Raw genomic sequence first — 24,883 nt, forward strand, 5'->3', positions numbered from 1 at the left:
TTCCTGTTCGGATACCTGCCGGAGCTGCTAACCGAACCGAGGCACGAGATTACCTTACCCGCCTGCCGATGAGCAAAACGGCCGGTCACCGCCCTGTGCGAGGACGGCGACCGGCCGCGTGCGCACCGTTTCTAGTCGGGGTCGGCCAGGGTTACCTGGATACCGCCGACGAGGTCACAGCACTGGTTGTAGATGAAGACGCCGACGGTCGCCAATGCGGTGAAAAGCACCACATTGATCAAGCCGATGACACCGGCATAGCCGAATACCGAACCGGCATCGACCAACCCGACCGAGCCGCTGTCGGAGGAGACCATATCGGTGAAGGTGCTGTTGAGCCGTTCCCACACACCCATGCCCTCGAGCACGATGTAGAGCAGACCCACCGCGAGCATCCATACGAAGAACATGGCCACGCTGATCACCAGCGAGATCTTCAGTGTCGACCACGGGTCGATCCGGCGGATCTGCACCGTGGCCCGCAGTGGCTCGCCGGAGGCGACGGCCGCCGCGACGGCGACCGGAACCGCGGGCGAGATCGGTGCGGACTGCGGGCCCGCCGGGGTTTCGAAGGGTAGCGGGTGCCGGATCTCGGACAGGTCCGGCATGTCCTTGATAAGTTCCGGGCGCGCGATGCTGCGGGTCGGTCCGTCGATGCCGACGGACTTCACCATCGCCGCTTCCTTGCGCGCCGCCTTGGCAGCGAGATCCGCGGTGGTGCGGGCGTTGCCGCCACCGAGACCGGCCCCGCCGAGGCCAGCGCCGCTACCGAGGCCACCACTGCCGCCGCTGTTGAGCCCACCACCGAGCCCGCCGCCGGTGGAATTCGGGCGACCGGGCACCGGAGGCTGCCCGGGGCGATACAGGTTCGACTGCGGCTCCCGCTGCGGCAGCTGCGACCAGCCCTCCTGGAAGGGCGACTGCCCGCCGCCGTTCGATGCCGAGCGCTCGCCTGCATCCGGAGCGGCCGACTCGCCGGAGTTACCCGGCCGAGCCGCCCGCTGATCGAATGCCTCCGACTTGTCCGCACCCGATTTCGGCTCCGGCGCCTTGAACGCGACTTCGCCTTGCTGGCTGTGCATTTCGTGCGGCTGGGCCCCGCCCTGTGGGCCACTCGGCTGGCCGTTCTCGGCCGATGCGACCGGCCGTGGGATCGGCCGCGGCGGAATCGGTGACGGTGCGATCCGTTCGGTTACACCGTTCGTCTGGTGCCGCTCGTCGTTCGGCTGATTCGTGGTCAATGGGAATCCTTAGATCCGTTCGTTGCCGCCGCTGTGGGGTTACTGCTCAGAGGAACCGGTGTCGCCGTCTCCGCCGACGATCGAATCGGGATCGGGTTCGTCGGCATTGCGCGCGATAGCAAGCAACGTATCGCCATCGGCGAGGTTCATCAATCGCACGCCCTTGGTCTGTCGTCCAGCCTTACGAACCTGCTTCGCCGCCGTCCGGATAACACCACCGCCGGACGTGATCGCATACAACTCATCCTCGTCGTCGACGATGAGCGCACCGACAAGGGTGCCACGCTTGGTGTCGTATTGGATAGTCAATACGCCTTTACCGCCACGCCCCTGCGGGGTGTACTCCTCGATCGCGGTCCGCTTGGCGTAACCGCCGGAGGTCGCGACGAGCAGATAGGTGTCGGCGCGAACCACATTGAGCGACAACAGTTCATCGTCGGCATTGAATCGCATGCCCTGCACACCGGAGGTGGCCCGGCCCATCGGACGCAGTGCCTCATCGGTGGCGGAGAAGCGGATCGACTGACCGCGCGCGGACACCAACAGCAGATCGTCATCGGCCGAGCACAGCACCGCGCCGACCAATTCGTCGTCATCGCGCAGGTTCACCGCGACGATGCCGCCGCTGCGGTTGGAATCGAAGTCGGACAGCTTCGACTTCTTGACCAGGCCGTTCTTGGTCGCGAGCACCAGGTAGGGCGCATCTTCGTAGCCCTTGATCTGGATGATCTGGGCGATCTTCTCATCCGGCTGGAAGGCCAGCAGATTCGCGACGTGCTGACCACGCGCGGTCCGGCTGGCCTCGGGCAGTTCGTAGGCCTTGGCCCGGTACACCCGACCCTTGTTGGTGAAGAACAGCAGCCAGTCGTGGGTTGAGCTGATGAAGAAGTGCTTGACGATGTCGTCCTGTTTGAGACCCGCACCCTGCACGCCCTTACCGCCGCGCTTCTGGCTGCGGTACAGGTCGGTCTTGGTGCGCTTGGCGTAACCGGTCTCGGTGACGGTGACGACCACATCCTCGCGGGCGATGAGATCCTCATCGGCCATATCGCCGTCATTGGCCACGATCTTGGTGCGCCGCTCGTCGCCGTACTTCTCGACGATCTCGGCCAACTCGTCGCGCACGATCGCGCGCTGGCGCTCCGGCTTTTCCAGAATGTCCTTGAGGTCGGCGATTTCGGCCTCGATCTTGGCCAATTCGTCGATGATCTTCTGCCGCTCCAGGGCGGACAGCCTGCGCAGTTGCATATCGAGGATGGCGGTGGCCTGGATCTCGTCGATATCCAGCAACTGCATGAGGCCGGTGCGCGCGGTGTCGGTATTGGCCGAGCGCCGGATCAGCGCGATGACCTCGTCCAGCGCGTCCAGTGCCTTGACCAGACCGCGCAGGATGTGCGCCCGTTCCTCGGCCTTGCGCAGCAAGTACCTGGTACGCCGGACGATGACTTCCAACTGATGCTCGACGTAGTGCCGGATCATCTGATCCAGCCGCAGTGTGCGCGGCACGCCGTCGACGATCGAGAGCATGTTCGCGCCGAAGCTGGTCTGCAGCTGGGTGTGCTTGTAGAGGTTGTTCAGCACCACCTTGGCAACCGCGTCGCGCTTGATGGTGACCACGATCCGCATGCCCGCGCGGTCCGAGGACTCGTCGTGGATATCGGAAATACCCGCGATCTTGCCGTCCTTCACCTGCTCCGCGATGGAGTTGATGAAGTTGTCGGTATTGACCTGGTACGGCAGTTCGGTGATGACGATCGTGGTGCGGCCGCGGTTGTCCTCTTCGATCTCGACCACACCGCGCATCCGGATCGAACCGCGACCGGTGGTGTAGGCGTCCTGGATGCCCTGACTACCGACGATGAGGCCGTAGGTCGGGAAATCCGGACCCTTCACCCGCTCCATACAGGCGGCCAGGGTCGCCTCTTCGTCGGCGTCGTAGTTCTCCAGCGCCCAGTAGATCGCCTCGGCCAACTCGTTGAGGTTGTGCGGCGGGATATTGGTCGCCATACCGACCGCGATGCCGTTGCTGCCGTTCATCAACAGGTTGGGCACCCGGCTGGGGAGAACCGTCGGTTCCTGTGAGCGACCGTCGTAGTTCGGCGTGAAATCGACGGTCTCGTGGTCGATTTCGCGCAGCAGCTCCATGGCCAGCGGGGTCAGACGGCACTCGGTGTAGCGCATGGCGGCCGCGCCGTCGTTGCCGCGTGAGCCGAAGTTGCCCTGACCGTCGACCAGCGGATAGCGCAGCGACCACGGCTGGGCCATCCGGACCAGGGTGTCGTAGATCGACGCGTCACCGTGCGGGTGGTAGTTACCCATGGTCTCGGCGACCGGGCGGGCGGACTTCACATAGCCGCGGTCGGGCCGGTAGCCGTTGTCGTACATCGCGTAGAGCACGCGACGATGCACCGGCTTGAGGCCGTCGCGGACATCGGGCAGTGCGCGGCCCACGATCACGCTCATCGCGTAATCGATGTAGCTGCTCTGCATTTCGTTCTGGATATCGACCGGCTCGATCCGGTCACCCGCTCCGCCGTTGGGTGGCAGGGTGGTTTCAGTCATCTAAAAGTCTCCTTTGGCACCGGACGTGGAATTTCGCGTCACGCCGGTTACACGTCGAGGAAGCGAACGTCCTTGGCATTGCGGGTGATGAAGCTGCGACGTGCCTCGACGTCCTCACCCATCAGGATGGAGAACAGCTCGTCGGCCGCGGCGGCATCGTCGAGGGTGACCTGGCGCAGCACCCGCACCGCGGGATCCATGGTGGTCTCCCAGAGCTCCTTGGCGTTCATTTCGCCGAGACCCTTGTAGCGCTGGACACCGTCGTCCTTGTTGATCTTCTTGCCCGCGGCGAGCCCCGCCTCGAGCAGGCCGTCGCGCTCGCGATCGGAGTAGGCGAACTCCGGATCAGAACGCTGCCACTTGAGCTTGTAGAGCGGCGGCTGCGCGAGATACACGTGACCGTGCTCGACCAGCGGCCGCATGAAGCGGAACAGCAGCGTCAGCAGCAGGGTCGAGATGTGCTGGCCGTCGACGTCGGCGTCGGCCATCAGCACGATCTTGTGATACCGCAGCTTGGCGATATCGAATTCGTCGTGGATGCCGGTGCCGAAGGCGGTGATAATCGACTGCACCTCGTTGTTCTTCAGGACGCGGTCGATGCGGGCCTTCTCGACATTGATGATCTTGCCGCGCAGCGGCAGGATCGCCTGGTACATCGAATCGCGGCCGGATTTGGCCGAGCCACCGGCGGAGTCGCCCTCCACGATGTAGATCTCGGACTTGCTCGGATCCTTGGAGCGGCAGTCGGCCAGCTTGCCGGGCAGGCCACCGAGGTCGGTGGCGCTCTTGCGGCGCACCAGCTCACGCGCCTTGCGGGCAGCGACCCGGGCCTGCGCCGAGGAAACCGCCTTGTTGACGATGGTCTTCGCATCGGCCGGATTGGCCTCGAACCAGTGCGAGAGGTGCTCGTTGCAGGTGCGCTGCACGAACGACTTCACCTCGGTGTTGCCGAGCTTGGTCTTGGTCTGGCCCTCGAACTGCGGCTCGCCGACCTTCACGCTGACGATCGCGGCCAAGCCCTCGCGGATGTCGTCACCGGTGAGGTTGCCGTCCTTGTCCTTGAGCAGTTTCTTGTCTTTGGCGTACTTGTTGACCACCGTGGTGAGCGCCGCGCGGAAGCCCTCCTCGTGGGTGCCGCCCTCGTGCGTGTTGATGGTGTTCGCGAAGGTGTGCACCGACTCGGAGTAACCCGAGTTCCACTGCATGGCGACCTCGAGCTCGTGGCCGGTGCCCTTGCCGGTGAAGCTCACAACCGAGTTGTGGATGGGCTGCTTGGTCCGGTTGATGTGCTTGACGAAGTCCTCGAGCCCACCGGGGTAGTGGTAGGTGCGGGTCTTCACCTTGTGCGCGGGCGCGGGTGCTTCCTCGTCGGCATGCTTCGGCGCCTCGGCGGTCTCACTGACCACCTCGTCGGTGACCTCGGCATCGCTCACTCGCTCATCGGTGAGGACAATGGTGAGGCCCTTGTTCAGGAATGCCATCTCCTGCAGCCGACGGGCCACCGTCTCGAAGTTGTAGGTCGTGGTCTCGAAGATTTCCGGATCCGCCCAGAAGCGGATTGTCGTGCCGGTCCGCTTGGTCGGCTCACCCTGCACGAGCTTGCCGGGCTTGGCGTCCTTGTAGGTCTGGCTCCAGTGGTAACCGTCGTGGTCGATCTCGGCTTCGAGCCGGTGCGACAGCGCGTTGACCACGGAAATGCCTACGCCGTGCAGACCACCGGACACCGCGTAGGAGTCGGAGTCGAACTTGCCACCCGCGTGCAGCTGGGTCATGACCACCTCGACGGTGGGGATGCCTTGGGCGTGCATGCCGGTCGGGATGCCACGGCCGTCGTCGATGACCTCGACGCCCCCGTCGGCGAGCAGCGTGACCTCGACCTTCGTGGCGTAGCCCGCCATCGCCTCGTCGACGGAGTTGTCGACGACTTCCCAGATCAGGTGGTGCAGACCGCGCTCGCCGGTGGAGCCGATGTACATGCCTGGGCGTTTGCGAACCGCCTCCAGGCCTTCCAGAACCGTGATGGAGGAGGCACCGTAGTCCTGCTTGCCCGATGTCGCGTTGGTCGAGCCCGTTGCGTTGGAGTCCTTGGCAGCCACTGGTCGGTAGCTCTCCTTACTTGCTGATCCCTGGCGCAGCGGTCGGACAGCACACGTGGGACCCCGGTCAGATTCTGGTCGTGAATACGGGTCCACGCGCGGGCTGTACGGAACGCGCCGAAGGTTCGCCGCTAGTTACTCCACCATCCTACTGGTAGACCCAAGCCACAATGCACCTACGACACCCCTGACGGCTCCGTGGATGCGAGAAATCGGTCGAGCATGGGTCGGTTCCGCCTTCACAGGGTTTGAGTCCATCAGATTCGGCCTGAGAGTTGCCTGTGTGGCAGCGCCGCAGTCGTGGCCTCGTGCGCGGGTGGCCGCAGCATAGTTCAGCCTACGGGGCGGCCTCCGTTCGATGGCGGCCGCGGCGTTCCACGTGAAACTCCAGCCGTGTCGGAGCGGCCGCCTATCCGTAGGTGTCCCGTGGACCTCGGCCTTTGATGTGCCGCTCGCCCTTGCGCCAGCTCGGTGCCGCCGGACCGGTGATCTTCAAGGACGTGACGACGCCCTGTCCCACCGCCGCATTGATCTTCGCCAGGATCTGGCCCTGCAGCATGCGCAATTGGGTGGCCCATGCCGTGGATTCGGCGGCAATGCTCAGCACGCCGTCCTTCAACGTCATCGGGGTCGCATGCGAGGCGATGTCCTCGCCGACCACACCGGCCCAGCGGCCGAAGACCATGCCCTCGGCGACCTTGGCCGACCAACCGCGATTCTTCGCGATGGAGCCAGCGAGGCTCGAAAGCAGTTGCGGATCACGGTCATCGGGCCGTGCACCCGACCAGCCGGTGCGGCGGCGGGCTCCGGTGCGCAGCCGACGTGGCGACGCCCGGCCCTGCCCGACCGATTTACCGCTCGCCTTGGCAGCCGCCCGCGCCTCCTCGAGCGCACGCCGCGCCAGATCGATACCGCGCAGCTCCGGTTCCGGCTCGGATGCGGAAGGACTCGACGCTGCTCGATCGCTCACCGGTCCGCCTCTCTCCCCGAATCTTTTGCCGGTCGTAGGTGCGTCGAATCTTCATCACCGGGCCGACGGTTGGATGCGCGACGAGTTCTGGACGTACCCGGTGAGTTACCCACATACATACGAAACCAGTTCGTGCGCTGGTAGCCACGGCGTTGCATTGCATCCGCGGGTGATCTTACAGAGCGGCCGCACGAAAAACCCACCGACGTCAGGGCCGAATACCCTCGCGGATCAGGCGGTGCCGGTGGGTGTTTCGGCGATGTGGGAGATGCGGCCGTCCGCACCGCCATTCGTCTCCACCCGCACCGGAACCGCGGCAAGTTCGGCTGGCACGTCCTCGGAGACCGCGGCGGTGATCAGCACCTGTTCGGCACCGGCCGCGACCTCGGCGAGTGCCGCGCGTCGGCGGCGATCGAGTTCGGCGAATACGTCATCGAGCAGCAGTACCGGCTCGGCACCGGTGGCGCGCAGCAGTTCGAAGGCGGCCAGTCGCAGCGCCAGCGCGAAGGACCAGGACTCACCGTGGCTGGCAAAGCCTTTCGCGGGGGCGGTGCCGAGCATCAGGTCCAGCTCGTCGCGGTGCGGACCGACCAGACAGACCCCACGTTCCAATTCCTTCGGCCGCGCCGCCGCCAGTTCGCGCAGCATATTCGCCTCCAGTGCCTCGACGTCGTCGGGCTGCGGTGCGCGCGCCGGATCCAGGAACTCCGGCGGCAGGCTCGCGCTGCGGTAGCCGATTGCGGCGGGACGTGATTCGGGCGCGATCGACGAGTACGCCTGCGCGAGATAGGGATACAGATCGTGGACAAGGCGCAGTCGTTGGGCGAGCAGCACCGACGCGTGCGTCGCCAAGTGTCCGTCCCATACATCCAGGGTGCTCAGTTCCGCCTTCGAACGGGCCTGGCGCCCAGCGGATTTCAACAGGGCCGAGCGCTGTCGCAGCACCCGGTCGTAGTCGGCGCGCACGGCGGCCAGCCGCGGCAACCTGGCTGTGCACAACTCGTCGAGGAAGCGCCGTCGCTCGCCGGGATCGCCGCGCACCAGGGCGAGATCCTCCGGTGCGAAGAGCACCGTCTGCAGAATGCCGAGGATTTCGCGTGGCCTGCGCACCGGAGATCGGTTGATCTGCGCGCGATTCGCGGCGCCCTGGTTCAATTCGAGATCGATGCGCAGTTCACGGCCCGCGTTCACGACGGTCGCGCCGATCCTCGCGCGCTCGGTGCCGATTCGGATCAGCGGCGCATCGGCGGCTACCCGATGTGAGGCCAAAGTGGCTAGGTAGCCGACCGCTTCGAGCAGGTTCGTTTTGCCGTTGCCATTGGACCCGAGGAAAACAGTTCGGCCTGGGGATAATTCGAGCTCGGTGTGCTCCCAGGAGCGGAAGTCGCGCAGTGACAGCGTCCGGATGAACACCCGTCTACTCCGCTCCGGCCGTCGTCATCGCCGTTTTTCGCCGCTGATAGCGACGAATCGGAGCCAGACCACAACATCTTGTGGTCCATCCACTGTCTGTGGACGAACTGTGGATAAATCGCATCGCCGCCGAGGCTCAGCCCGGCAACCGAACCGGCATCAACAGGTAGATGTACGGGCTCTCCAGTGCGGCGAACGCACCCGACTCCGTCACCTTGGGTTCCTCATCACTCGCGGGCAGCAGCACCGCGGGGCGGCTCGGCGTTGTGAAGCCGAAGGTGACCCTATCGGCGTGCAGCGCGGAGAGTCCGTCGATGAGGTAGCCCGGATTGAATGCGATTGTCAGTGCCTCACCGCTGAATTCGGCTTCCAGCCACTCCTCGGCCCGGCCCGCGTCATCGCCACCCGCCGAGAGCAGCAGTCCTTCGTCGGTGAATTCCAGCCGCACCTGGGCGCCGCGCTCGGCGACCAACGCGACGCGCTTGATCGCGTCGGTAAGCGTGGCGACCGGAAGGGTGGCGATCGAGGTGTGCTCCTTGGGGAGCAATTGGCGGAACTTGGGGAATTCCGCATCGAGCAGTCGGGTGGTGGTGCGGCGGCCCGCGTTCACGATGCCGAGCAGACCATCCGCGCCACCGCCGGTGCCGAGCGAAAGCTGCACGGGAGCGTCGGACGGGCCGAGCGTTTTCGCGGCCTCGGACAGGGTCCGCGCCGGAATGAGCACCGAGGTCTCGATATCGGTGCGGGCAGGCTGCCATTCGATGTGCCGGACCGCTAGGCGGAATCGGTCGGTGGCTGCGAGTACGACCTGCGGCCCCTCGATCTCGACCCGGATACCGGTGAGCATCGGCAGTGTGTCGTCGCGTCCGGCGGCGACCGCTACCTGTGCGACCGCTTCGGCGAAGACATCGACGCTCAGCTCACCGGTCTGCTGGGGCACCTCGGGCAGCTGGGGATAGTCCTCGACCGGCATGGTCGGCAGCGAGAATTTCGCACTGCCACAGGTGATCAGCACGCGGGTCCCGTCGAGGGCGACATCGACGGGCTTGTTGGACAGCGCCTTGGTGATATCGGCGAGCAGTCGGCCGGAGACGAGCACCTCACCGGGCCCGGCGACCTCGGCCGCGACGCGCATCTGCGCGGAGACCTCGTAATCGAAGCCGGAGACGGTGAGTCCGTCCTCGCCCGCGACGAGCAGTACGCCGCCGAGTACAGGCACCGGAGGCCGTGACGGGAGGCTGCGTGCCACCCATGCAACGGACTCGGCGAAATCCTCTCGGGCGACCCGAAATTTCATACTCGCCAGCTCCATCGCCCGTTCTGTCCTCTCCCGGTTCCGTGATCTCTGTCGGCTTCGTCAGCGTTGATTCTCGAAAAGGGGGTGCTGTGCCTGCCGCCTTGCAGTCTGGCATAGGCGACCGACATTGAACCGTACTCGTCCGGACCAGCTGAACCTAGCCCGACCCTCCGGTTGTTCTGTGTAGCGAAGACGATCCGCACTCCGAAATATCGAGCAAGGAGAACGGGTGCGGATAGATCGCGCGGATGTGTCGCCCCGTCTTCTCCTTGCATGTCTGCGCGAGTGGCTCGGATGCCGATGCGCACCGATCGACTTTCCACACACCCTGTTTTGAAGAGAGATCTTCAAGAAGAAGAACTGAAGTAGTAGTAGGCACTGTGGAATCTGTGGACTGCGGCCGAATCCGCAGGTCCGGGTGCGTGGTGCGGTGGGGATGACCGCTGGGTGACTCGAGGATGAACGGACGGGGGTTGTGGACGTCGCGGAGTTGTTCCGCATTCATCCTCGAGTGCTCCTCGAGTTGTTCCACCTGATTCACCAGGTTGTTCACACATGTGCACCGAATCGTGGATAGCTCGAGGAATCCTCGAGGACTCCACATGGACTCCTCGAGGATTCCCCAAGCCGCTGACCGAGCCCATCGCAGGTCAGCCCCTGTGTGTGGAGCGGGCTGTGGACTCTGTTGATTCCACCCCTGTTAGCAACGGATGCACCATCATCCGCACAGCCTGTGGACGAACCGGTGCACAACTCGGAGTTTCCTCGAGGACTCCACAAGAATTCCTCGAGGACTCCACAGGGCACAAAAAAGCACCGCCCCAGGTCAGGGGCGGTGCCGAGGTGTTAGCGCCGATCAGCGCGAACGCTGTTTAATCCGAGCTGTTAGTTCTTGTACTTGGTCGTACACACGGCGCCGCTCGGTCATCTCCTTGCGCACTTTCTTCTCCGCGTACATCACCGTGGTGTGGTCGCGACCGAAGGCCTGACCGATCTTCGGTAGCGATAGATCCGTCAGTTCCCGGCATAGATACATGGCGATCTGCCGGGCTTGGGCCAGTGGCCGGGCCTTACCCGGCCCGGTGAGCTCTTCGAGCGTGGTGTTGAAGTATTCGGCGGTGACGGCCATGATCGTCGCCGCATTGATCTCGAGCGTCGCGGTATCCGGCATGAGATCGCGCAGTACGACCTCGGCCAACGGCAGATCCAGCGGCTGGCCGTTCAGCGAAGCGAAGGCCGTCACCCGGATCAGCGCACCCTCCAGCTCGCGGATATTGCGCTCGACCCGACTCGCGATCAGCTCCAGCACATCGTGCGGTACATCGAGCCGGTCCATCCGGGCCTTCTTGCGCAGAATCGCGATGCGCGTCTCCAACTCCGGCGGCTGCACATCGGTGATCAGCCCCCATTCGAATCGGGTCCGCAGCCGCTCTTCCAGCGTGGCGAGCTGCTTGGGCGGCCGGTCGGAGGAGACCACGATCTGCTTATTGGCGTTGTGCAGCGTGTTGAAGGTGTGGAAGAACTCTTCCTGGATACCTTCCTTGCCCTCGATGAACTGGATGTCGTCGACCAGCAGAATGTCGGTCTCGCGGTAGCGGCGCTTGAATGCCACCTTGCGGTCGTCCCGCAGACTGTTGATGAAGTCGTTGGTGAATTCCTCGGTCGATACATACTTGACCCGCATGCCGGGGAACAGCCGCTGGGCATAGTGTCCGGCCGCGTGCAGCAGATGGGTCTTGCCCAGACCCGAGGCACCCCAGACGAACAGTGGGTTGTAGGCGCGCGCGGGCGCCTCCGCGATGGCGACCGCTGCGGCGTGCGCGAAGCGATTGGACGCACCGATGACGAACGTCTCGAAGGTGTACTTCGCATTCAGGCTCGCCGAGGAATTCGACGGCGCCGGATTCTGCTGCGACTTGGTGAAGTAGGTGGGCCACGAATTGCGGACATTGACGACGGGTTCGTCGTCGTGCGAGTCGTCCGAGAGCGGCTCGCGGACCGATTCGTGCGCGGCCGCGATGGCCGGATCGGCACTCGGACGGGATTCCCGCGCGGACTCCCGCATCGGTGCCCGCCCCTGCGCCCGCACGGGTTCCGGTGTCGGCTCCGGATTGAACAATGACTCCTGGCCGGGCGGCACCGAATCACGCCGCGGCGGGAGTCCGGATTCGCGGCGGGGCGCAGGCGGGGGCTCGTGCCGTTCGCCATTGGTTTGGTTCGGGTAGTCGCCGCGGCTCGGGTATTCGTCGGTCGGGTATTCCCCCGCCACTTCGTATCCGGGCACCGGCAGGTAGTCCGGCGCGCCGGGGTATTCGGGCGCGGCCTCGTAGTCGGATGTCGCCGAGTAATCCGATCCGGTCGGGTAGTCGGGCGCCGCCGGGTAATCGTTGGGCTGTGCATAACGCGGCGGGGCGTAGTCGTTGCGTCCGGGATAGTCGGGGGCGGGATAACCGGCCGGGCCGCGACCGCTGTCGCGGCCACGTTCGGGCCGACTGGTCATGCGCGCGTGGCGCGGATTATTGCCGGGACGTTCGGTCGGTTGCGTCGCAGGCGCCGCGATCCGGACACCGAGGCCCTCGACCTGTGGACCCAGACGACGGCCGAGCGAGCGCAGAATGGGTTCGCGCAGATCGCGTTCGATGGCTTCCTGAGCCAATGACGATGGCACCGAGAGCAAGGCGAAGCCCTGCGCCACGGTCAGCGGCTTGACCAGTTTGAGCCAGGCCTGCTGTGCCCGGGACACCGGCGGGATGGCACCATCGGCCGAACCGGTGGTGAGTTCGGCGACCACCTCCGGCCACACTGTGGCCAACACGTTCTGCTCGTCGTCCATGCAGTTTCCTCCCCGGAAGTAGGCGATAGGAGCAGACGGTCGGAGCCTGCGGAGTATCGGCCATGGCTGAGTCGATGTTGTGATTCCGCGTAACGTCCGTAACCGGTTCGGACGCTGCCCGGGTCCCCCATCCGGGCGGCGGCGTGGCACCGTCGGCCCTACGAATATGCCACTCCAGGGGTCTTTCCACACAATTATCCACAGATGTGGAGAACCCTGGGGAAATGTGAAACGAGGTTGCGCTCCGCCGGTATCCGGCCTGGACCTGCGGTTCTGCAGCAATCCTCTGGCTACACACCCTAGCCGGTGGGCGGGCCGACGCCTAGGGGTGTGGACGAACTCACGGTTATACCCAGGATGCGTGACTCCAGTTGAGCGGTCCCGCACAGGCCGCCGGACGGGTGGGCCGAGTTTGACCCGCACTTTGCCGATCAGTACCCTCGTACAGTCACCCCTTGGTGCGGTGGCGGTCTTGTGCTGACCGTGTCGGGTCGTATCGACCTCGTGCGCCAGGACCGACGCGCATCGATGATGACCACCTCGCGATTCATCGCGCAAAAGACGTATCACCGACAAGCTTTGGGCGCCGAACGGTGCCCACCTACTCGAGGAGTGTTGACCGTGGCCAAGGGCAAGCGGACGTTCCAGCCGAACAACCGTCGTCGGGCGCGGGTCCACGGCTTCCGTCTCCGGATGCGCACCCGCGCTGGTCGCGCCATTGTTTCCGCGCGTCGCAGCAAGGGCCGCAAGTCCCTCACTGCCTGATCCTCGCTCTCGGACGCTCGGGTGTTGCCTGAGCCGTATCGGTTGCATCATCGTGCCGACTTCTCCCGGACGGTGCGCCGCGGCCAGCGAATCGGGAGGCGAGATCTGGTCGTACACGCGCTCGTGCACGGGTATGACGGAGTCATGGGCGCGAGTGGACGACGAAGCGATGCGGCAGAGGCCGGATCGTTGGTCCGCGTGGGCGGTCCGCGGTTCGGATTGATTGTCAGCAAGGCGGTGGGCAACGCGGTGATACGACACCGCGTTGCCCGCCGCCTGCGTCATATGTGCGGTCAGGTGATCGCCGAGCTACCCGCCGATGCCGACATCGTGATCCGCGCGCTGCCTGGCGCCGCGACCACCGACTCGACAGAGTTGCTCCGTCAGCTGCGTGGCGCGCTGCGCAAGCTCGACATCGGCGGCCCATCGGCTACCGTGGTCGGTGCTGGATGAGTGCGCGCTCCACCGTTGCTCGGCTACCCGCGAACACGGTGATCTTCCTGATTGAGCTCTACCGGACGTATGTCTCTCCCATGCGCCTGCCGGTGTGTCGTTTCACTCCGACCTGTAGCGAGTACGCGGTGACCGCGTTACGCACCCGCGGCCTTTTCGTCGGCCTCGGATTGACGGTCGTGCGATTGGCGAAATGCGCACCCTGGCACCCTGGTGGGTGGGATCCCGTTCCGGAGCGAAAAACACGCGAACGGAACGAGTCAGCCGCCGACCAGCAGGCGTCGGCGCCACACGCTTGTAAAGGATCACCGCGCGCGGTGATCGGCGATACGAACGACGGGAGTGCATAGAGCCGTGCTCGACTTCATTTATTATCCGGTGTCCTGGATCCTCTGGTTCTGGCATCGGGTCTTCGGGTTCGCGTTCGGCGCGGACAACGGTCTCACCTGGGCACTGGCCGTGGTGTTCCTGGTGTTCACGCTGCGCCTGGTGCTCTACAAGCCGTTCGTCAAGCAGGTGCGCACCACCAAGCAGATGCAGGAGCTGCAGCCCCAGATCAAGGAGCTGCAGAAGAAGTACAAGAACGATCGCCAGAAGATGGCGACCGAGATGCAGAAGCTGCAGAAGGATCACGGCTTCAATCCGTTGATGGGCTGCCTGCCGATTCTCGCGCAGGTTCCGGTCTTCCTCGGCCTGTTCCATGTGCTTCGCTCGTTCAACCGCACCGGCACCGGCATCGGCCAGCTCGGCATGTCGGCCTACGACAATGCGCACACGCCGAACTACGTGTTCAGCGCCACCGACGTCCAGTCCTTCCTGAGTGCGCGTATCTTCGGTGCCCCCATCTCCGCCTTCATCACCAGCCCGCCGAGTCAGCTGCAGGCGTTCGCCGATTACGGCGGTGTGCCGACCAAGCTGAGCATCGCGCTGGTCTCCATTCCGCTGATGGTGATCGCCGGTTTGGCAACGCACTTCAACGCGCGCGCCTCGGTTGCCCGGCAGAGTCCGGAGGCCGCCGCCAACCCGCAGTCGGCCATGATGAACAAGCTCGCGCTGTGGGTGTTCCCGCTCGGCGTGCTGGTCGGTGGCCCCTTCCTGCCGATCGCCATCCTGCTCTACTGGGTCTCCAATAACATCTGGACCTACGGACAGCAGCACCTCGTCTTCGGCCGCATGGCGAAGGAAGAGGAAGTCAAAAAGCAGCAGAAGCTGGAGCAGCGCGCGCAGAACGCGCCGAAGCCCGGCGCGAAGCCGGTCAATGTGAAGAAGAAGCAGTCACCCGCCGATGCGACACCCGCCGATGCGAATGCCGATGCCGTGGACGCGGTCGACGCGGCACCGTCGACGAACGGCACCGCGAAGTCCCCGACCAAGGCGGGACAGCGGCGTTCGGGCGGGCAGAAGCGACCGGGCAACCGTGGGCGACCCAACCAGAAGCGACGGCGCTGACGCATCGCGCGCCTGCGGGATCTCTGAGCAACCCTGTTCGCGTTCTCCGATCGGTGCCGGTCGCCGGTCGCGCGCGATGAGCAGATGAAGGAAATCAAATGACTGTTGAAACCGACGGAGGGGACGCCACTGTGGCGACGACGACGATGGTGAACGGCGAAGCCGATGCGGGGGCCGAATCCACCGACGCCGCGAACGATGCCGAAGAAGCTCTCATCGAGGAGGGTGAAATCGCGGGCGACTATCTCGAGCAGTTGCTCGATGTGCTCGACTTCGATGGCGATATCGATCTCGATGTCGAGGGCGACCGCGCCGTCGTGAGCATCGATGGCGGCCGCGATCTCTCGAAGTTGGTCGGGCGCAACGGCGAGGTGCTGGACGCGCTGCAAGAACTGACCCGGCTGGCCGTGCAGCAGGCGACGGGAGTGCGCAGTCGCCTCATGCTCGACGTGGCCGGTTGGCGTGCCAAGCGTCGCTCGGAGTTGAGTGCGCTCGGCACCGCAGCGGCAGAGCGGGTGCTGGAATCCGGTAAGCCGGAGCCGTTGGCACCGATGACTCCGTTCGAGCGGAAGATCGTGCACGACGCGGTCGCCGCTATCGACGGCGTCAGCAGCGAGAGCGAGGGCGTCGAGCCGAATCGGCACGTTGTCGTGGTGCCTGCCTGAATCACGCTCTGTGATTGGATTAGGGCCTCCGGTCTTCGGATCGGAGGCCCTCTTCATGTCTTGGATGTGTTCCCTCCCTGGCCCCATCGCCGCACTGATCGACTCGAGTTCGGAAGGATGTTTCACGTGGAACGAGATCTCGGTGGCATCACCGCGTTGCCGAATGAACTGGCGCCCCCGGCCGCGGCCGCGGTGGTTTTCGGAGACCGGCTGGATCTCGCGCGTCGGTATTGTGCCGCCCTCGCCGCCGCTGGCGTCGAACGTGGACTGATCGGGCCCCGCGAGGTGCCGAGGCTATGGGATCGACACATTCTCAACTGCGCGGTGGTCGGTGAGTTGATGGCGGAGGGCGCCACCGTGGTCGATATCGGCAGCGGTGCCGGACTGCCCGGAATCCCATTGGCGATCGCGCGTCCGGATCTCCGAATCACCTTGGTCGAGCCGCTGCTGCGGCGAACCGTCTTCCTGAGCGAATTCATCGAGTCGGCCGGACTCGATGTCACCGTGGTGCGCGGTCGGGCGGAGCAGTCGGGTGTGTTGAAGGAAGCGGGCGGCGCCGATGTGGTGACTTCTCGCGCGGTGGCGCCGCTGGCGAAGCTGGCGCAGTGGTCCGTCCCGCTGCTGCGCGATCATGGACGGATGCTCGCGCTGAAGGGAGTCAGCGCGGCGGAGGAACTCGAGCGCGACGGTGAGGCACTGGCGAAGGTGGGGGCGGGGAATGCGACGGTGCTGGAATGCGGTGCCGGGCTCGTCTCCACTCCCACTCTGGTGATCAGTGCCGAGCGACTGCCGCGCGCTGAGCGTCCTTCGCGCCGGGCCGGTAGGTCGGCGCGAAAGTCGAAGTCGAAGTAGCCGTACTCGATTCGCGGCAATGTTTCATGTGAAACGGCGCGTGTGGGCGTCCACATCGCGACGGACTTCGGCGCGTAACTTCACGTGACGTTTTGAATCCGGTGCCCTGGGATGGGGAAATCGATGACCCCAATTGCGCGAGGCTAATTGGACACGAGAGCGCCTGGCGTAGAGACCGTGCGGCACGGAGGCGTATTCGATGTTTCATATGAAACAGAACTCCGGTGCCGGTTCGCGACTTCATGTTTCATGTGAAACAGCCAATCGAGCGCGTCAAACTTGTTAGCGGCGACGCGATTCGACGCAGATTCGCGTGTCCTTTGTGCGATGCCGCGATTCAGCTTTCTTATCGCGCTGAGTGCTGGCAAGCTAGTGAGCGTCGGGCGTGAGCGTTGGTGCCACGGTGGAATGTGAGTGTCGCAGCGGCGGGAGCTCCGCTCGGTCGATCGGGCGCCGCGGTCCCGATTGAGCATCAAGTTCGATCCGACACAGCTAGTGATGACACGGCGCCGAATTCGGTCGGGCGCATGTGATCTGAGGTTCTCGCGTTAGGAGCTGTCTATGTCGAGCGGTCCGGCGAATGTTTCACGGGAAACAACGTCGCGCGTGCCGGGGATGCTGGACTCCAGCACCTTCGATGCGGAGGCATTCGGAAGCACACCGTTCGGGCACATCTCCCCCAGTGAGACCCCGATAGCGGCCGAAGCCCAACGTGCAAGCCAGATATTGCATCCAGGAAAGGTGACAGTGCCGAAACCGCACGAGCAACGGATCATCACCATCGCCAATCAGAAGGGTGGCGTCGGGAAGACGACAACCGCCGTGAATCTCGCGGCCGCCTTGGCGCATACCGGGATGACGGTTCTCGTGATCGACCTCGATCCCCAGGGCAATGCCAGCACCGCCCTGGGCATCGAACATCACTCGGGCGTCCCGTCCAGTTACGAACTCCTCATCGGCGAGGTGTCGGTGAAGGATGCGATTCAGCAGAGCCCGCACAGTGAGCGTCTGCTGTGCATTCCGGCGACCATCGATCTGGCCGGTGCCGAGATCGAATTGGTTTCCATGGTGGCCAGGGAGGGACGACTCAAGGCCGCCATCCAGGAGGCCAACATCGCCGGGTACGACATCGATTACGTGATGATCGACTGCCCGCCGTCGCTCGGTCTGCTCACCGTCAACGCGCTCGTCGCGGCCAAGGAGGTGCTGATCCCGATCCAGTGCGAGTACTACGCGCTGGAGGGTGTCGGACAGCTGCTCCGCAATATCGGTTTGGTGCAGGCGCATCTGAATCCCGAACTACATGTGTCGACGGTGATTCTCACGATGTACGACGGTCGAACCAAGTTGGCCGACCAGGTCGCCGAGGAGGTGCGCGGGCACTTCGGCGATGTGGTGCTGAAGTCGGTCATCCCCCGCAGTGTGAAGGTCTCCGAGGCGCCGGGCTATGGCATGACGGTTCTCGATTATGATCCAGGCTCCCGGGGTGCGATGAGTTATCTGGACGCCGGTCGCGAAATGGCCGCGCGCACGGTGATTCGACCGGGTGCGGCAGAGCGCGCGCAATGACGAACGAGGAAAGGGTCGGTAGCCGATGACTCAGGCGAAGAAGGGCGGGCTAGGCCGCGGACTTGCCGCATTGATTCCGACGGGGCCAGCGGCCACACCTGGACTCGGTGCCACACCTGGACTCGGCAGCGCCGCAGCCAATGTCGTCATCGGCGTCGATCCGATCGGACCGCAACCGGCCTCCGCCTTCCTGCATCGGGTCCCGGACCCCGGCGATGAGCAGCTGTCGGATGGCGGTGCGACCTATCGCGAGATTCCGCCGGAGCAGATCGAACCGAATCCGAAGCAGCCGCGCCACGTCTTCGAGGAAGACGCGCTCGCCGAACTTGTGCACTCCATCAAGGAATTCGGCCTGATGCAGCCCATCGTGGTGCGTCGGCTCGAGCCGGGAGTGGACAAGTATCAGATCGTCATGGGCGAGCGTCGTTGGCGCGCTTGCCAGGAGGCCGGGCTCGCGGCCATTCCGGCCATTGTCCGCGAGACCGCGGACGACGCGATGCTGCGGGATGCCCTCTTGGAGAACATCCACCGGGTGCAGCTGAACCCGCTCGAAGAGGCGGCGGCCTATCAGCAGCTGCTCGAGGAATTCGAGGTCACCCATGAGGAATTGGCCGCTCGAATCGGTCGATCCCGACCGGTGGTGACGAATATGATTCGCCTGTTGAAACTGCCGATCCCGGTGCAGCGCCGGGTCGCGGCCGGTGTTCTGTCCGCCGGACACGCTCGCGCGCTGCTCGGTCTCGAGGCAGGCGCCGACGCCCAAGAGGTACTCGCCGCCCGCATCGTCGCCGAGGGATTGTCGGTCCGGGCCACCGAGGAAGCCGTCACCCTGGCGAACCGGGATCCGGATACGGCCGCTCCCCCTGCCCCCCGGCGCAAGCCGATTCATATGCCGGGTTTGCAGGATGTGGCCGAGCGGCTGTCGGAATCCTTCGACACTCGCGTCACCGTGAGTCTCGGCAAGCGGAAGGGCAAGATCGTCGTCGAATTCGGTTCGGTCGAAGACCTCGAACGCATCGTAGGCATGATGGAGCAGCAGCAGCTCGGCAAGTAACAGAAGTGGCAGAAATAGCCGTGTGTTTCCGGTAGGCGGGTATTCGGCGTCGAAACGTCACTGTGACGGCGCAGAAAATCCTCCTACGGAGGGGCTCCTTACCAACAGCACAGCGACGTGGAATGAGGCGGGTTCGCTTTGATCGCATATTCTTGCTGGCGAGTGAATGCAGCGTGAGTGTGGATGAATCGGATAGCTGGAGGCTGAGCAGAGCGGTGTCGACCAGCGTCACAGCACTAACCCTCGGCGGACTCGACAGGTTACCCGCGCATGCGCGGCGTTGCGTGTTCTGGGAGATCGATCCGGCCGTCGCCGCGACTTCCCGTGAGTTCAGTGATCCGGTCTTCGAGAAGGAGGCCTGGCTCTCCACGGTCATGCTGGAGTGGGGTTCGTGCGGTCAGGTCGCGAATGTGGACGGCAATGTCGCGGGGTGTGCGCTGTATTCGCCACCGAGCGCGGTACCGCGTGCCGGTCTCTTCCCCACATCGCCGGTCAGCCCGGATGCGGTCCTGCTGACCACGCTGCGGGCCGAATTCCCGTATCAGGATGCCGATGTAGCCCATCGCCTCATGACGGCCGTGGTGGCCGATCTGGTGCGTCGCGGTGTACGTGCGTTGGAGGCTTTCGGCATTCGCACCGATCCCCCGGCAACCGCGATGTCGGATCGTTCGCTCGGCTCCATGCGCCTGATGGAGCGGATCGGGTCACCGGTCCGAGATGCCGCCTCGGCCGGTAAGGCGACCGAATGTTCGCCGGAGACCTGCATGATCGAGGCCGACTTTCTGGAGGACGTCGGTTTCGAAGTGGTGGCACCGCACCACCGTTTTCCCCGGCTGCGCTTGGAGCTCGACTCCGATCACGGCTGGAAGGAAGATGTCGAGCGCGCGCTTGATCAGCTGCTCGCCGCCGCATCCCTGACGGTCCCCTTCCGCGTGGGAGCACCCTGAAGTTCCGTATAAACAAACAGTGCGCCCCTGCTGACGGATTCGTCGGCAGGGGCGCACTCGTATCGGAAGTATTTTGGTTGTTCGTAATCTATTGAGCCAGAAGGTAATTCGCTACATTCGGTCGGCGGCGGCCAATTCCTCCGCCAGCAACTCGGCGAAAGTGTATGTGCCCGTTGGCTGATCATCCTGGCCGAGCAGATACAGCCGCTTCACCGAGATGAGGATGGCCTCGGCGATCACATCGCGCATCCGCGGATTGGTGAGCACGGACGCATCGTATTCGTTTGTGAGATAACCGATATCGACCTGAACCGTCGGCATCTTGGTGAGCCGCAATAGATCCCAGGTGCGCGAGTGAGTGCGGCAGTCCTGCAACGAGGTTCGCGCGACCACCTCACGCTGGATGAACCCGGCGAGCACCTGGCCGATCATCGATACCGACCCGTGCGAGTTGCCGAAGTGGAAGCTCGCGACGCCGTTGGCGGACGGACTCGGATTCGTCGCGCAGCGCAGCGAGATCATCAGATCGGCGTCGAAGGCATTGGAGGTATCCGCGCGCTCGGCATCCGTCGGATTGGCCCCCCACGGCCGCGACAGGAACGTTTCCATGCCGGTGGCGGCCATCCGACCCTCCAGCCTGCTGGCCAGATCCCAGAGGATCTCCGACTCGTAGACATCGCCGTATTCGGTCGGCACCGCGAAGCCCTTATCCGGGCCACCGAGACCGGGATCGATGACGATCCGCTTGCCGGTGAGCTGCGGCCCGGCCCGGTGCACGACCTCCTCCTCGGCAATCCGATGCGGATTGCCGCCGGTGACGCGCGCCCCGAGCAGCTCCAGCGAGCGCAGCGTATCCGGACCGCAGATGCCGTCCGCGGCCAAGCCGATCTCCCGCTGGAATGCGGTGAGCGCCTCATGGGTGTGCGGGCCGAAGTAACCGTCGACGCGGTGCACATAGAAACCGAGGTCCTGTAGCCGACGCTGCAGCGTTGCCACATCGTCGCCGTAGAGCGGCGCGGACAGCTGATAGATCAATGTGCGGGCACCCAGGCGATAGGAGGCTTCCTTGAGCGCGCGGTAGGTAGCCGGTCCGACGACACCGTCGACCAGCAGTCCGCGATGCTGTTGGAAGGCGCGAACCGCCGAGTCGAGCTGGCGATCGAAGGAAGCGTCGGTGTCCATCCAGTACTCTCGCGCATCAGTGTGGTCTGTTGCGGCGGAGTGCGTATGCAGAAACCCGAGACTTGCCAGGGTGCTCCGAACCTCGGCGACGGCTGGACCGGTATCGCCGTGACGAAGTCGGTGCATGCGTGAGAGCCCTTTCCTTCCGTCAACCCGGGTACCCACTCATGCGATGGCTCACACCGTCGCACGACCGGAGGTCGGTCGATTGTCTCAGACCCGGACCGGAATACAGCAATTCCCGGCGTCCAGGCATCCTACGGCGCGTCGTCGATTGACGGCGTTGTTTGACGAATACGTCAGATGATGCCGTCGAGTTCACGCAGCAGGGCGGCTTTGCCCTTCGCGCCGACGATCTGCTTGACCGGCTTGCCGCCGGAGAACAGCATCATAGTTGGCAGTGAGAGGATCTGATAATCGCGGGCGACGCCCGGATTGGCATCCACATCGACCTTGGCCACGGTCAGCTTATCCGCATGCGTGCCCGCGATCTCCTCCAGCACCGGGGCGACCATCTTGCACGGACCGCACCAGTCGGCCCAGAAGTCGACGAGTACCGGCTTCTCGCTGAGCAGCACATCGTCGGCGAAGGACGCGTCGGTCACGGTGACCGTGTTTTCGGACATGGGTATCTCCTTTGTTGAATTGCGACGTTCCCGGGGCCCTCCGTGGTCACGCAAGCTACCGCCTCCGGGCCCGTCGCTCACGCCGCGGGTAGTGCAAAAGTGATGAGATCAGTTGGCGGGCACGGCAACCGAGTTGCCCGCGTGATCCAGGGTGTTCGAGGTGATGTCGCCCTGTTCGGCCAGCCAGCGCTCGGCGTCGATCGCGGCGCGGCAGCCGGTGCCAGCGGCGGTGATGGCCTGGCGGTAGGTGTGGTCGACCAGATCGCCCGCGGCGAAGACACCGGGCACCGCGGTCGCGGTGGTGGGGTGCAGCACCTGCACGTAGCCCTCGTCGTCCAGTTCCACCTGATCCTTGACCAGCTCGCTGCGCGGATCGTGACCGATCGCCACGAACAGACCGGTCGCGGCCAGCTCGGAGGTCTCACCGGTGCGGGTATCGCGCAGGGTGAGGCTGGTCACGCTGGTATCGCCGTTGACGGCGGCGACCTCGGCATTGAGTACGAACTTGATCTTCTCGTTGGCCTTGGCGCGCTCCAGCATGATGCGTGAGGCGCGGAATTCCTCACGGCGGTGCACGATGGTGACACTGCTGGCGAACTTGGTCAGGAAGGTCGCCTCCTCCATCGCGGAGTCGCCGCCGCCGACCACGACGATGTCCTGGCCCTTGAAGAAGAAGCCGTCGCAGGTGGCGCAGGCGCTGACACCGCGGCCGAGCAGCTTCTGCTCACCGGGGACGTTCAGATAGCGCGCGGCCGAGCCCATGGCGAGGATGACGGCATAGGCCTGGTAGGTCTCATCGCCGACGGTGACCGTCTTGATCGGACCGGTCAGATCGATCGCGTCCACATCCTCGGTACGGATATCCGCGCCGAAGCGTTTGGCCTGTTCGCGCATCTCCTCCATGAGATCCGGGCCCATGATGCCCGCGCGGAAGCCGGGGAAGTTTTCGACCTCGGTGGTGGTCATCAGTGCGCCACCGAACTGGGTGCCCTCGAACAGCAGGGGCTGGAGTTCGGCGCGGGCCGCGTAGACGGCGGCGGTGTAGCCAGCGGGTCCAGAGCCGACGATGATCAAGTCGCGAACTGCGTTGCTCATGCCTGTGCCTCGCTTGCGCTCGGCTCCACCATGACCAACGAGTTGGCTGTATTGATTGTTCGCTCGCTCACGGGTGACCCTTCCGAGGGAAATTCGTTGGACGTGTCGGTCAACAACAGGGTAAACGGTGTTGTTCCCGAGGTGATGTGGGACAACCGCACGACGTGACGTCGCCCACTGCCTAACCGATATCGGTGCGGGCCAACTGCTGCGGATCGTCGGCGCCGCAACCGATTCCGACGACCAGTGCGGTGATCTTGTGCGGGCGTGGGCCGGTGAGCAGGATCAGCACGGCGTCCCTGCCCTGGAAGGTGGTGTCGGTCGAGCCGAGCACGGTGCGATCCAGGCCATTGGCGTGGACGCAGCGATTCAGGGCCGCCGGAGTGCCGAGTGCGCCGGTGACGTCATTGCGACCGAGGGCGGTGAGCGCGACGGTGGCGTCGAGTTCGTCACCGAGTCGCACATTGTTGGTGGTCGGTTGGGCGCTCGGGGCCATCTCGTGCCCGCGCAACGCGTCGACCGCGACCGCGACCGCGACACAGGCCAGCACAGCGATCACGGCGGCCGCCGCCGCGAGCCAGCGGAGATTGCGGGTACGGCGTCGCGCCAGCGGAATCGGCGCTTCGAGGTTCGACTGCCCGGAATCCATTGCGCCATCGGCGGATTCGGACCACACCGCGGCAGACGATTCCGGCCATGCGGTGGCCGGTGACAGCCGGTGGACGGTTGCGACCTGCTCGGTGGGCTGCTGCGCCGCATCGAGGCCTTCGACGAACTCCTCCAGCCGGGCCGCGATATCGGCGGGCATGGCATGGATGACGTGCTCATCCCGACCGAGCGCGCGCAATTCGGCGCTGACGTCATCGAGCGAGTTCAGAAACCGCAAGGCATCCGGATCATTGCGGACTATCGGCCACAGCTGCTCACTCAGCTCCGGGGCCACATTGTCGGCGTGTAGATCGGCGAGCAGTTCGGGCGAGAACGGAGGCTGCGGAATGGGTCGGTTCGCCATCGCACCTCCGGGTTCTCGACTGGATGCCCGCCCGCACGGCGCGGGCACTGCCTGTACATCGTCTGGTTGTCCGTCAGTATTAATGACGCATCTCAGCTACTTCCGGTTCCGCGGATCACGCAGAAATTCCAAACGTTCTCGCAGCCGCAGCCGTCCCCGCGCGCATCGGCTCTTGATGGTGCCCTCCGGAACGCCGAGCAGCGCCGCTGTCTCCGCGACACTACGCCCCTCGAGTTCCACCGCGACAAGCGCTGCCCGCTGGTCCTCCGGCAGTGTGAACAGCGCGCGGTCGATGACGAGGGACATCTCGAGTTCGGCGATATCGTCGCGGGTGTCCTTGGGTTCCGGCATGGTCTCCGGCGATAGCGATACCGCGCGGCGGATCTTGTTGCGCCGGATCCGGTCCAGGCAGGCATTCACCACGATGGCGTGCAGCCAGCTGCGCACCTCGGACTCGGCTCGGAAGCCTGCGGCGGTGCGGTGTGCCGAGAGCAGGGCGTCCTGCAGCGAATCCGCCGCGTCCTCACGGGTATAGGAGGTGCGCATGGCGGTCTGCCAGAGGTGGTCGTGGTGGCGGCGCAGCAGTTCGGCGAAGGCATGCCGCTGGCCGCGGACATGGGCTTGCAGCAATTCGACGTCGGTGAGCTCGTCGGGAACGAACGAACGCTCGCGGAACGCAACAGGCCGCGACTTCCCTCCGTGGGAGTCCTCGTTCAGTTCGGACGGCAAAACCAACCCCTTGGACAGCTCTCACGGCGATGACGGACACGCGACCGCCATCGAAATTTCGCAGCATCCAGGA

At 64.8% G+C, this 24,883-nt stretch carries 22 protein-coding genes; 10 read left to right on the top strand and 12 right to left on the bottom strand.

Features of this window, described 5'->3' with window-relative positions; translation table 11 throughout:
* Positions 1–131 precede the first annotated feature (131 nt).
* The 7 genes from NA5_RS02580 to dnaA all read right to left on the bottom strand — a co-directional run bounded on the left by NA5_RS02580 (position 132) and on the right by dnaA (position 12,412).
* Entirely contained in the window at positions 132–1,082 is a 951-nt protein-coding gene (locus NA5_RS02580) for a DUF3566 domain-containing protein (protein ID WP_245672066.1), read from the bottom strand.
* Between the two features lie 198 nt (positions 1,083–1,280).
* Positions 1,281–3,803, bottom strand: coding sequence for a DNA gyrase subunit A (gyrA, locus tag NA5_RS02585; protein ID WP_062981497.1), 2,523 nt, complete (start codon positions 3,801–3,803; stop codon positions 1,281–1,283).
* 47 nt (positions 3,804–3,850) lie between these two features.
* Positions 3,851–5,899: a DNA topoisomerase (ATP-hydrolyzing) subunit B gene (gene gyrB, locus NA5_RS02590; protein WP_062981498.1), complete on the bottom strand. Its 2,049-nt coding sequence runs from the start codon at positions 5,897–5,899 to the stop codon at positions 3,851–3,853.
* 409 nt (positions 5,900–6,308) lie between these two features.
* Positions 6,309–6,869: a DUF721 family protein gene (locus tag NA5_RS02595; RefSeq protein ID WP_062981499.1), complete on the bottom strand. Its 561-nt coding sequence runs from the start codon at positions 6,867–6,869 to the stop codon at positions 6,309–6,311.
* Between the two features lie 231 nt (positions 6,870–7,100).
* On the bottom strand, positions 7,101–8,282 hold the full coding sequence (gene recF / locus NA5_RS02600) for a DNA replication/repair protein RecF (protein ID WP_062981500.1): 1,182 nt from the start codon (positions 8,280–8,282) through the stop codon (positions 7,101–7,103).
* A 136-nt stretch (positions 8,283–8,418) separates the two neighbouring features.
* Entirely contained in the window at positions 8,419–9,594 is a 1,176-nt protein-coding gene (gene dnaN, locus NA5_RS02605) for a DNA polymerase III subunit beta (RefSeq protein ID WP_062981501.1), read from the bottom strand.
* 841 nt (positions 9,595–10,435) lie between these two features.
* On the bottom strand, positions 10,436–12,412 hold the full coding sequence (dnaA, locus tag NA5_RS02610) for a chromosomal replication initiator protein DnaA (RefSeq protein WP_062981502.1): 1,977 nt from the start codon (positions 12,410–12,412) through the stop codon (positions 10,436–10,438).
* A gap of 621 nt (positions 12,413–13,033) precedes the next feature.
* Between dnaA and rpmH the strand changes: the two genes are divergently transcribed.
* The 9 genes from rpmH to NA5_RS02645 all read left to right on the top strand — a co-directional run bounded on the left by rpmH (position 13,034) and on the right by NA5_RS02645 (position 20,166).
* Positions 13,034–13,177, top strand: coding sequence for a 50S ribosomal protein L34 (rpmH, locus tag NA5_RS39010; protein WP_084483849.1), 144 nt, complete (start codon positions 13,034–13,036; stop codon positions 13,175–13,177).
* 21 nt (positions 13,178–13,198) lie between these two features.
* Positions 13,199–13,630, top strand: coding sequence for a ribonuclease P protein component (gene rnpA, locus NA5_RS02615; protein ID WP_062981503.1), 432 nt, complete (start codon positions 13,199–13,201; stop codon positions 13,628–13,630).
* Complete coding sequence (gene yidD, locus NA5_RS39015; RefSeq protein WP_084483836.1) at positions 13,627–13,980, top strand: membrane protein insertion efficiency factor YidD; 354 nt, start codon at positions 13,627–13,629, stop codon at positions 13,978–13,980. Before rnpA ends, yidD begins: the two co-directional genes overlap by 4 nt.
* Before the next feature lie 4 nt (positions 13,981–13,984).
* Entirely contained in the window at positions 13,985–15,079 is a 1,095-nt protein-coding gene (gene yidC / locus NA5_RS02620) for a membrane protein insertase YidC (RefSeq protein WP_062981505.1), read from the top strand.
* 146 nt (positions 15,080–15,225) lie between these two features.
* Positions 15,226–15,744, top strand: coding sequence for a Jag family protein (locus tag NA5_RS02625; RefSeq protein WP_062981722.1), 519 nt, complete (start codon positions 15,226–15,228; stop codon positions 15,742–15,744).
* A gap of 117 nt (positions 15,745–15,861) precedes the next feature.
* Positions 15,862–16,596 (top strand): 16S rRNA (guanine(527)-N(7))-methyltransferase RsmG, encoded by a 735-nt coding sequence (rsmG, locus tag NA5_RS02630; protein ID WP_062981507.1) that lies wholly within the window; start codon positions 15,862–15,864, stop codon positions 16,594–16,596.
* Between the two features lie 615 nt (positions 16,597–17,211).
* Entirely contained in the window at positions 17,212–18,165 is a 954-nt protein-coding gene (locus NA5_RS02635) for a ParA family protein (RefSeq protein ID WP_371856367.1), read from the top strand.
* A 25-nt stretch (positions 18,166–18,190) separates the two neighbouring features.
* Positions 18,191–19,219: a ParB/RepB/Spo0J family partition protein gene (locus NA5_RS02640; RefSeq protein WP_062981511.1), complete on the top strand. Its 1,029-nt coding sequence runs from the start codon at positions 18,191–18,193 to the stop codon at positions 19,217–19,219.
* A gap of 215 nt (positions 19,220–19,434) precedes the next feature.
* Positions 19,435–20,166, top strand: coding sequence for a hypothetical protein (locus NA5_RS02645; RefSeq protein ID WP_062981513.1), 732 nt, complete (start codon positions 19,435–19,437; stop codon positions 20,164–20,166).
* Between the two features lie 111 nt (positions 20,167–20,277).
* On the opposite strand, the gene NA5_RS02650 is transcribed toward NA5_RS02645, so the two are convergent.
* From NA5_RS02650 to trxB, 3 genes are all read right to left on the bottom strand, one after another.
* Positions 20,278–21,474, bottom strand: coding sequence for an N-acetylmuramoyl-L-alanine amidase (locus NA5_RS02650; RefSeq protein WP_062981514.1), 1,197 nt, complete (start codon positions 21,472–21,474; stop codon positions 20,278–20,280).
* 173 nt (positions 21,475–21,647) lie between these two features.
* Positions 21,648–21,974 (bottom strand): thioredoxin, encoded by a 327-nt coding sequence (gene trxA / locus NA5_RS02655; protein WP_062981517.1) that lies wholly within the window; start codon positions 21,972–21,974, stop codon positions 21,648–21,650.
* Positions 21,975–22,082: 108 nt separating this feature from the next.
* Positions 22,083–23,069, bottom strand: coding sequence for a thioredoxin-disulfide reductase (gene trxB / locus NA5_RS02660; RefSeq protein WP_062981519.1), 987 nt, complete (start codon positions 23,067–23,069; stop codon positions 22,083–22,085).
* A gap of 30 nt (positions 23,070–23,099) precedes the next feature.
* On the opposite strand from trxB, the gene NA5_RS40100 reads away from it, so the two are divergent.
* Complete coding sequence (locus NA5_RS40100; RefSeq protein ID WP_157110193.1) at positions 23,100–23,237, top strand: hypothetical protein; 138 nt, start codon at positions 23,100–23,102, stop codon at positions 23,235–23,237.
* Positions 23,238–23,250: 13 nt separating this feature from the next.
* On the opposite strand, the gene NA5_RS02665 is transcribed toward NA5_RS40100, so the two are convergent.
* Entirely contained in the window at positions 23,251–24,081 is an 831-nt protein-coding gene (locus NA5_RS02665) for an RsmA family anti-sigma factor (RefSeq protein WP_062981521.1), read from the bottom strand.
* Positions 24,082–24,177: 96 nt separating this feature from the next.
* Positions 24,178–24,711 carry an RNA polymerase sigma factor SigM gene (gene sigM, locus NA5_RS02670; RefSeq protein WP_062981724.1) on the bottom strand — a complete coding sequence of 178 codons (534 nt, stop codon included), beginning with the start codon at positions 24,709–24,711 and terminating at the stop codon, positions 24,178–24,180.
* Positions 24,712–24,883: the final 172 nt, after the last annotated feature.

Source organism: Nocardia anaemiae NBRC 100462, assembly GCF_001612725.1.
In the GTDB taxonomy this organism is placed as follows: domain Bacteria; phylum Actinomycetota; class Actinomycetes; order Mycobacteriales; family Mycobacteriaceae; genus Nocardia; species Nocardia anaemiae.

Excerpts from the sequence above, each read along its gene's own strand:
- NA5_RS02580 (WP_245672066.1), bottom strand. The coding sequence starts at position 1,082 with ATGCACAGCCAGCAAGGCGAAGTCGCGTTCAAGGCGCCGGAGCCGAAA.
- gyrA (WP_062981497.1), bottom strand. The coding sequence starts at position 3,803 with ATGACTGAAACCACCCTGCCACCCAACGGCGGAGCGGGTGACCGGATC.
- dnaN (WP_062981501.1), bottom strand. The coding sequence starts at position 9,594 with ATGGAGCTGGCGAGTATGAAATTTCGGGTCGCCCGAGAGGATTTCGCC.
- dnaA (WP_062981502.1), bottom strand. The coding sequence starts at position 12,412 with ATGGACGACGAGCAGAACGTGTTGGCCACAGTGTGGCCGGAGGTGGTC.
- yidD (WP_084483836.1), top strand. The coding sequence starts at position 13,627 with ATGAGTGCGCGCTCCACCGTTGCTCGGCTACCCGCGAACACGGTGATC.
- NA5_RS02625 (WP_062981722.1), top strand. The coding sequence starts at position 15,226 with ATGGTGAACGGCGAAGCCGATGCGGGGGCCGAATCCACCGACGCCGCG.
- rsmG (WP_062981507.1), top strand. The coding sequence starts at position 15,862 with ATGTTTCACGTGGAACGAGATCTCGGTGGCATCACCGCGTTGCCGAAT.
- NA5_RS02635 (WP_371856367.1), top strand. The coding sequence starts at position 17,212 with ATGCTGGACTCCAGCACCTTCGATGCGGAGGCATTCGGAAGCACACCG.
- NA5_RS02640 (WP_062981511.1), top strand. The coding sequence starts at position 18,191 with ATGACTCAGGCGAAGAAGGGCGGGCTAGGCCGCGGACTTGCCGCATTG.
- NA5_RS02650 (WP_062981514.1), bottom strand. The coding sequence starts at position 21,474 with ATGCACCGACTTCGTCACGGCGATACCGGTCCAGCCGTCGCCGAGGTT.
- trxA (WP_062981517.1), bottom strand. The coding sequence starts at position 21,974 with ATGTCCGAAAACACGGTCACCGTGACCGACGCGTCCTTCGCCGACGAT.
- trxB (WP_062981519.1), bottom strand. The coding sequence starts at position 23,069 with ATGAGCAACGCAGTTCGCGACTTGATCATCGTCGGCTCTGGACCCGCT.
- NA5_RS40100 (WP_157110193.1), top strand. The coding sequence starts at position 23,100 with ATGACCAACGAGTTGGCTGTATTGATTGTTCGCTCGCTCACGGGTGAC.
- NA5_RS02665 (WP_062981521.1), bottom strand. The coding sequence starts at position 24,081 with ATGGCGAACCGACCCATTCCGCAGCCTCCGTTCTCGCCCGAACTGCTC.